The organism is Desulfitobacterium sp. (genome assembly GCF_034927245.1).
Taxonomy (GTDB): Bacteria; Bacillota; Desulfitobacteriia; order Desulfitobacteriales; family Desulfitobacteriaceae; genus Desulfitobacterium_A.
The window spans coordinates 89,096-96,175 of sequence record NZ_JAYFQK010000010.1; the positions used below are offsets into that span (position 1 = coordinate 89,096).

Here is a 7,080-nt window from a genome sequence, read left to right on the forward strand (position 1 = left end):
TTCGGATTTATAAATCAATTTTTGTTTTCATAATTAGGAGGATCAATCGGTAAAATCACGCTGAAACATGTGCCGCTGTCCAGTTTACTATCAACGTGAATTTCCCCTCCATGCGCTTGGACAAACTCCTTAGCAATGGCTAACCCCAAGCCTGTTCCCCCGGTTTCCCGATCCCGCGATTGGTCTACCCGATAAAAGCGATCAAAAACATGATCAAGTTCTTCTGAAGGTATTCCCTCTCCGGTATCTTCCACAATAACTTGAATCCACTCAAAAGACCTCTCTTTGTTCTCTGACATGGATTCACCGGCATACCCTGCCCTTGTCAAACGGGATTTGCGTTCACTTGATTTTTTCTCTTTGGTCACATTCGACGATATTTGTTCCCCGGGTTTAATTCTTACTTCTATCTTGCCACCCGAGGGTGTATGAATAAGTGCATTCCCAATCAAGTTGACAAAAACCTGAGTCAGCCGATCTGAATCGGCCCGGATCATTTGACTCTCACCGACTAATTTTCCCTGAATACTTCTCCCCTCAAACTCAAAGGCAAATTGTTCGAAAATCCGTTCCAATAGTTGATAAATATCAATAGTCCGCCGATGCAAGGGAAGTTTTCCGGCTTCCGCCAAACTTAACTGCTGCAGATCTTGAACAAGACGACTGAGCCGAATTGTTTCATCTTGGATAGGCAGCAGAGTTTCAACAGCTAAAGGGGAAACGCCCTCTTGAATGGATTCAAGCTTCCCTGAGATAACCGCCAATGGGGTGCGAAGCTCATGGGCGATATCGGCGACCATATTTTTGCGAACCTCTTCATTACGGTTTAATTTATCGGTCATTTGGTTAAAAGCATGACCCAGCATGGCAATATCATCTTGACCTTTAACCTCGATCCGAGTACTATACTCACCCTTGCCTACGCGCCGCACCGCTGCGATAAGCTCTTTAAGCGGGCCTGTTATTCGATTTGTTAAAATAATTCCTAAAATAACCGCTAGGATCGAGGTCAAAATCAATCCGATTAACATCGAACGGATAATCGATTGACCAAAGGTTTGGGCTAACCAGTTTTCCCTGGGTGAGGCTTTAACGTCAACCCATAAATACCCTACTGTATTTCCGTTAGCGGCAATTTCGACCCATTCCTTCGAGATTCCATTATCATGGGGGATTTGCTCCAGACTCTTCCCGACATCCTGCGGCCAGGAACTGGCCACAATCACCTTATTGAGATCAAAAACGTAAAATCGCTCATTGATCCAAAAAGTTTTGGGGATGTTTTCATCTCTAGGCCGGGGCGGATTCTCCAGAATTTTTGTAACCTGTTTCTGGGCTCCCTCCCAAGACTGATGTTCCATATAATAAGCCGTCATCGTTCGGCCCCATTGTTGTTTGAACCCTTCTTGGACAAGACTGTTGGTATGCCCAATCAAGTACTGAAACGAAGTCAAGGCAATCCCTGAAAACACCACTGCCAAAAAGCAAACCGATCCTACTAAAGCCATTAAAAACTTTCGTCTTAAAGTCCATTTCATGTGGGTTCACCAAAGCGATAACCCACTCCAAAAACCGTTTGTATATAAACCGGTTCTGCCGGGTTATCCTCCACTTTCTTGCGAAGATTTGATACATGGGTATCGATCGACCGTTCATAATAGAGATACTCTTCCCCCATAGCCTGCCGCAAAAGCTGCAGGCGGCTATAGGCAACACCCGGACGGGCGGCCAGAAGCTGGAGGATTTTGAATTCCGTCGGTGTCAGTTGAATTTCGGCTCCCCTTTTCCACACCCGATGACTAGGCCCATCAATCGTCAGTTCTCCGCGATGGATCACCCCGGCATTCGGGTCTTGAATCCCTGATAGCGTTCGCCGTAAAACTGTCCGAATCCGTGCCAATAGCTCCCGTAAGCTAAAAGGTTTAACAACATAATCATCTGCGCCGAATTCTAAACCTAAAACCCGATCCACTTCTTCAGATTTAGCGGTCAGCATGATAATCGGGATCGAGCTTGTCAGACGAAGGGTCTTACAAATCTCTATTCCGCTTAATCCCGGCAGCATCCAATCGAGAAGAACAAGATCGGGTTTTTCCATTTCAATTCGTTTTAAACCATCTATACCATTCGTTTCTGTAAGGACGTTAAAACCTTCGCTATGTAAATAATCGCGAACCAACTTGAGAAGCTCCGGTTCATCATCAACTAAGATAATCTTCGGTTCCATAACGCACCCTCTCCATAGGTAATGTAGATATACATAGATTATATCAATATGATTTTAACAGTTTCTCAGGAAGTCTTTAAGAAATTGTTAAGCTATAAAAAAAATAAGACGGGATATCCCGACTTATTTAAAAAACTAAATATAATTTAAGCCACAGTTTATGACTCATCTAATTTTTCCATTTTCCCAGCGAACCATTCCAATTTTTCCAATAAAAGAGCGTATTCATTAGAAGGAAACTCTTCCAAAACCCTGTCTAAGAAATCCCGTCGATCGGCAATATAGGCTTGTACCACTTTTTTCCCCTTCGGCAAAAGGTGTACTCTTACGATGCGGCGATCCTTATCGTCCCGAATTCTCTCGACCAACTTTTTACGTTCAAGGCGATTGACCAGATCAGTAGCCGTGCTGCAGGCTGTAAACAGCTTTTTGCATAATTGTCCCATTGTCAGAGGTCCGTTTTCCTCAATGGCAAGGAGGACATTGAATTGGGAATCAGGAATTCCCGTATCGGAAAGCAATGAGTGGCCTCTCCGATACATAATGGTATTCGCACGGCGAATTGATTTTTCTAAACCTTCGCTAAGTTCGTGCAATTTTTCCACGGGATACCCTCCCTTTATAGACAGTCCCTATATCGACTGTAAGAACATTTTATCACAAAGTTTTGGAAAACAACAGGGAAAATAAAGAAAACTAGGGCTTGCGCCAAGCTTCTAGCGCAGGCGGAAACCTTAGTTGAACTTCGAGTTTATCAACCGATAAAATTTATCTTTCTGATAGTACCAGGTGGCTGTCGCAAAACCCATAGTCGTGTAGTTTCGGGTCTTTTACAATAGTCCATAATTTGTGGGCATGAAAACGGGGCCATTTTGCGACAGCCCCTGGTCTCTTTTTCTGAAAGCTTACACACTTGATGGCATATCGAAAAGATTGATCGAGCTTGGGGAATCTTTTTTCTTTGAACTATCATCTTTTATCGGCTTTTCAGAATTGGTACCTGTACCTTGACTATTGCTCTTCTGAGCCGATTCAGGGGTATTCTTGACAAGACTCTCTTTATAAGACAGTTTTGACAAATCCACATTGCCAAGCTTTGTTAACGGCTTCCCCTCCACCCTGATTTTAACCTCATGAACCGTTGGAAACTGGGTAAGGGTATTGACCAGGCCAAAGACAACAACCTCCTGGGAAACCTTATTTACAGGTTCGGTAAATTCTTTGCTGAGGTCGACTGTCGCTACCCCATCTTTGATCGCAATATCTCTAAGCGTCGTTGCCGGTATTACGGCAGCCTGTCCTTTTCCTTGAGCCGGCCCCTTAAGCCATTCATTAATCGTTTCTCGTGCGACACTTAAGGTTTTAGGTAAGGTCCTTTCCTCTTTGATTAGGGCCTTTCCGGTACTATCCGGGAAATAGAGGCTTACCGCCTTTCCGTCTCCTAAATTGGTTGTCGCCGGAACCGTTTGTTCATTGCCAATCCATTGAGATAAGGGGGTTGTTTCACCTTCTTTTTTGACCAATGTTTCTAAGGTTCCACATCCCGCAAGAAAACTGCTTATCAAGATGACCCCGATGGTTACGAAGAACCTTCTCCGGTTAAGTCGTTCAACAACACCCTGTATTTTATCCATCCTTCTTCCCCCTTACCTAATCCAAAAAACTCTGTGTTAAATGCTATGCTTTGTCCCGCAAAATAGTACAGGTTGTATGCAGAAATTTCTCAGTTGCCAGGAAGGATTTTCTTTTCCAATTGTCAAAATCAGTATATAGTTTACCCATAGAGGAAAGAGGGAATCGTTATGAAACTTCGCGCTTTATTAGTAGATGATGAATCCCCGGCACGTAAAGAATTACGTTATTTGCTTAAACCCTTTTCCGAAATTCAGATTGTCGGGGAAGCAGACAATGCCTTAGAGGCGTTAGAACTTATTAATAACCTCGAGTACTCTGTCGTATTCCTCGATATTGAGATGCCGGGTCTTCAGGGAATCGAATTAGCAAAGCAGCTTCAAGAACGCGGAAACTCCCCCGCCATAATATTTATAACTGCGCATGAAGAGTTTGCCGTTGAAGCCTTCTCTGTAAATGCCCTGGATTATTTATTGAAACCTATCAATTCGAAGCGACTGGAGCAAGCTTTGCAAAAGGTCATTGCCTATCACAGTGTGCTTAACCCGCATGAAAATTCTTCGGCCGAATTAACTCCAACCGTGCCCCCAACTGCCGCCGGCAATACTTCCCCTTCTAGCGCCTCCGGCGTTTCTAGCTCCTCTGGTCCCCCTGGCGCCTTTGGCGCTTCTATCTCCTCTAGCGCCCCTGCCCCCTCTAATGCCCCTGCCTCCTCTTTCTCCTCTGTCCGTCCTCTGGAAGTCATCCCTGTTGAGCAGCGAGGCAAAACAATACTTCTGCGTCCCGAAGAAATCGTTTATTTTTATACGGATAAAGATAACATCTTCGCAAAAACGCAAAAGAATTCCTATCTCGCCCGTTTTACCCTTCGTGAACTGGAGTCTCGTTTAAACTCCAACCTTTTCTTTCGCACTCATAGGTGTTATCTCGTAAACATCCAGCGGATGCGCGAACTCATTCCCTATTTCAACGGAACCTACACCGTTGTTGTCGATGACCAGGAAAAAAGCGAGATTCCCGTTAGTCGGATGCAAGCAAGGAAGTTAAAAGGAATTTTAGGACTTTAACTTTTCCCAGAACCAAAATTTAACTTTCGGTTTAGTCAGGGTTTTACCGTTCGCATTTTCTGTCTGAATTGACTGAGGATATGTATTCTTTTTTTGAATGGGTACCCCCGGCTTTCCATCGACTTGAACGGCTGTTGAATGTTCAATATCTACAAAACAAAGCGGCGGAAACAATACACACCACCAATTGGAGCCTTCGGCCTTACCGATAAGCACTCTTACCGCCTCATATTCACCCGCAGGCAGAACAAGGGAACCGTAGGATTTAGTCGGGAAGGTAAAATATCCATAATCCGTTTTCACTTCATACGTCTTCCCCCAATCCCAAACGACCGCTTGCGCAATCTGCTCGATTTCCGGCCGCATTCCTGTAAGGATTTGCCGTGACTCCTCGAGAGACTTTGACTCGGCAAGGCGAGGTGAAACCTCTTCTAAAATTGCATCGCGAACAGCCCGTTTAAGAGCCTGATCCTCTTCGCTATCCGAATTAGCAAGCACATGAAAACGAATTAAGTCTTCCGAATGCCGAGCTAATGCTGCTTCATCTTTATTAGGATTAACTCCTGTCGGTTTTAGGGCTTGCCCCATATTTCCTAAAGCCAGAACCGCGATCATAACCATCACAATCCAACGGTAAATCTTCATAATTAAACAAAACCCCTCTTCTCTGAACCTGCTTTGTCTTTCTTATACTTTCAGTATGTCCAGATGAAAAGGGGTTTTAAACTTCTATTTGTGAAAAAAATAGAAACACTTTGGCGGCGAAGGAAGTAGAGTTCCCCACCGAAGTCTCGATGTTCAGCTTTAGCTGAACGAGTTCACTTGAAAACTTCTCTGGTTATATTTCCCCCGAATTTCGTCTAAAGCAATTTTTTAAGCATACATCCATAATAGGGCTTTTCGGAGGGGGGAATTTCAAATGACACATACACTGGAAATTCTTTGGGTTAGCACCATTGCCGGCTTTGCCACAACCCTAGGCAGCATCCTTGTTCTCATTTTCGGGCGGCCCCAAGAACGATTTCTAGCAGCCCTTCTCGCCGGAGCCGGAGGTGTGATGCTTGCCGTAGTCAGCTTAGATCTTCTGCCCACCGCCTGGAAAATCGGGCCGCCTTCTCAGGTCTTTCTCGGCCTTATCCTTGGCTTGCTGTTTATGGCGGCCGCTGACCGTAAACTTAATTCAACTTCTCCCGCTCTCCCCTTAAGTCGCCGCCAACGTTTGAAACGTGTCGGTTTGCTCGTAGCCTCAGGCATTGCTTTGCATGATATTCCTGAAGGCATGGCCATTGCCGTGGGTCAGGAAGCAACCGAAGGTTTGGGATTTCTTATTGCCCTAGCCATCACCCTCCATAATCTTCCCGAAGGAATGGCTACCGCAGCCCCCTTAAAAATGGCTCACGTCCGCCGGTGGAAAATCCTGCTTCTTAATATCGGAATTGCCTTTTTTACACCACTGGGGGCGCTCTTAGGCGTAATCGCAGTTGAAGGAGTAAAAGATTCTCTTGCCTTTTTCCTGGCGCTGGCCGGAGGTGCCATGGCTTTCTTAGTATTCGCTGAGCTTTGGCCGCTTTCCCGAGAACGCCATCCGCACTATGCTTTGCTCGGAGGAGTCATTGGGTATGTTTTTTTTGCGCTGATAAGTTTGCTTCATTAAATATCTTAGGCATGCGCGTCAGTAGGGATTTATTATTCTGTTTGCTTTTAAGGTTGGGAATGCGTCTGGGGTGGATTTTGTTTACACCGTTCACTCCAGGCGCTTCACAGACCAAACTAGCCGCTCAAAGCCATCAGCCCCGACGGGTTCCCGCCAAAATCGTCTCCTGACTCCCTTGGCGGTTGGAGACGTCCTGTCTCCAACCCGTCTCCGCCGCCGGCTTTTCGCGAAGTTTGGTAACTGCTTGCTTTAGTCGTTCTCTCCCGTAAATCAAAATCCACGTCCGGGCTTTCTCGCTTCTTTTGCATGCACTTGCAGCCGGTGGTACAAAATGTACCACGCTGTCCCTCGGGTCGTACAAGAATATCATGCAAGGGACCCGTGAAGCAGCCTGGTGAGTTGCGGGTACAGATGCGGAGGCTTTAAGCGAGCAGTCAGCAAACTCGGCGAAAACTGCTCTTGCATCAGCGGGGCGGGAACATGACGAAAGTGTCCAGTGG

7 protein-coding genes and 1 pseudogene are annotated in these 7,080 nt (G+C 45.6%); 2 read left to right on the forward strand and 6 right to left on the reverse strand.

Translation table 11 applies throughout. The features are described from left to right. Positions 1–14 precede the first annotated feature (14 nt). The 4 genes from VB077_RS03310 to VB077_RS03325 all read right to left on the reverse strand — a co-directional run bounded on the left by VB077_RS03310 (position 15) and on the right by VB077_RS03325 (position 3,861). Entirely contained in the window at positions 15–1,538 is a 1,524-nt protein-coding gene (locus VB077_RS03310) for a sensor histidine kinase (RefSeq protein WP_323413792.1), read from the reverse strand. Continuing rightward, positions 1,535–2,227: a response regulator transcription factor gene (locus VB077_RS03315; protein WP_323413793.1), complete on the reverse strand. Its 693-nt coding sequence runs from the start codon at positions 2,225–2,227 to the stop codon at positions 1,535–1,537. Before VB077_RS03315 ends, VB077_RS03310 begins: the two co-directional genes overlap by 4 nt. Positions 2,228–2,385: 158 nt before the next feature. Next, complete coding sequence (locus VB077_RS03320; protein WP_323413794.1) at positions 2,386–2,832, reverse strand: MarR family transcriptional regulator; 447 nt, start codon at positions 2,830–2,832, stop codon at positions 2,386–2,388. 300 nt (positions 2,833–3,132) lie between these two features. Continuing rightward, complete coding sequence (locus tag VB077_RS03325; RefSeq protein ID WP_323413795.1) at positions 3,133–3,861, reverse strand: GerMN domain-containing protein; 729 nt, start codon at positions 3,859–3,861, stop codon at positions 3,133–3,135. Between the two features lie 168 nt (positions 3,862–4,029). On the opposite strand from VB077_RS03325, the gene VB077_RS03330 reads away from it, so the two are divergent. Continuing rightward, positions 4,030–4,926 carry a LytTR family DNA-binding domain-containing protein gene (locus VB077_RS03330; RefSeq protein ID WP_323413796.1) on the forward strand — a complete coding sequence of 299 codons (897 nt, stop codon included), beginning with the start codon at positions 4,030–4,032 and terminating at the stop codon, positions 4,924–4,926. On the opposite strand, the gene spoIIR is transcribed toward VB077_RS03330, so the two are convergent. Further along, a complete protein-coding gene (gene spoIIR / locus VB077_RS03335) occupies positions 4,915–5,571 on the reverse strand; it encodes a stage II sporulation protein R (RefSeq protein WP_323413797.1) in 657 nt (218 codons plus the stop codon). The genes VB077_RS03330 and spoIIR overlap by 12 nt on opposite strands. Before the next feature lie 274 nt (positions 5,572–5,845). Between spoIIR and VB077_RS03340 the strand changes: the two genes are divergently transcribed. Beyond that, complete coding sequence (locus tag VB077_RS03340) at positions 5,846–6,580, forward strand: ZIP family metal transporter (RefSeq protein WP_323413798.1); 735 nt, start codon at positions 5,846–5,848, stop codon at positions 6,578–6,580. Between the two features lie 133 nt (positions 6,581–6,713). On the opposite strand, the pseudogene VB077_RS03345 reads toward VB077_RS03340, so the two are convergent. Then, a pseudogene (locus tag VB077_RS03345) lies at positions 6,714–7,080 on the reverse strand (hypothetical protein); the annotation flags it as partial.

Bases quoted from the DNA above. Each gene is read 5' to 3' on its own strand.
- VB077_RS03315 (WP_323413793.1), bottom strand. From the start codon at position 2,227: ATGGAACCGAAGATTATCTTAGTTGATGATGAACCGGAGCTTCTCAAG.
- spoIIR (WP_323413797.1), bottom strand. From the start codon at position 5,571: ATGAAGATTTACCGTTGGATTGTGATGGTTATGATCGCGGTTCTGGCT.
- VB077_RS03325 (WP_323413795.1), bottom strand. From the start codon at position 3,861: ATGGATAAAATACAGGGTGTTGTTGAACGACTTAACCGGAGAAGGTTC.
- VB077_RS03310 (WP_323413792.1), bottom strand. From the start codon at position 1,538: ATGAAATGGACTTTAAGACGAAAGTTTTTAATGGCTTTAGTAGGATCG.
- VB077_RS03340 (WP_323413798.1), top strand. From the start codon at position 5,846: ATGACACATACACTGGAAATTCTTTGGGTTAGCACCATTGCCGGCTTT.
- VB077_RS03330 (WP_323413796.1), top strand. From the start codon at position 4,030: ATGAAACTTCGCGCTTTATTAGTAGATGATGAATCCCCGGCACGTAAA.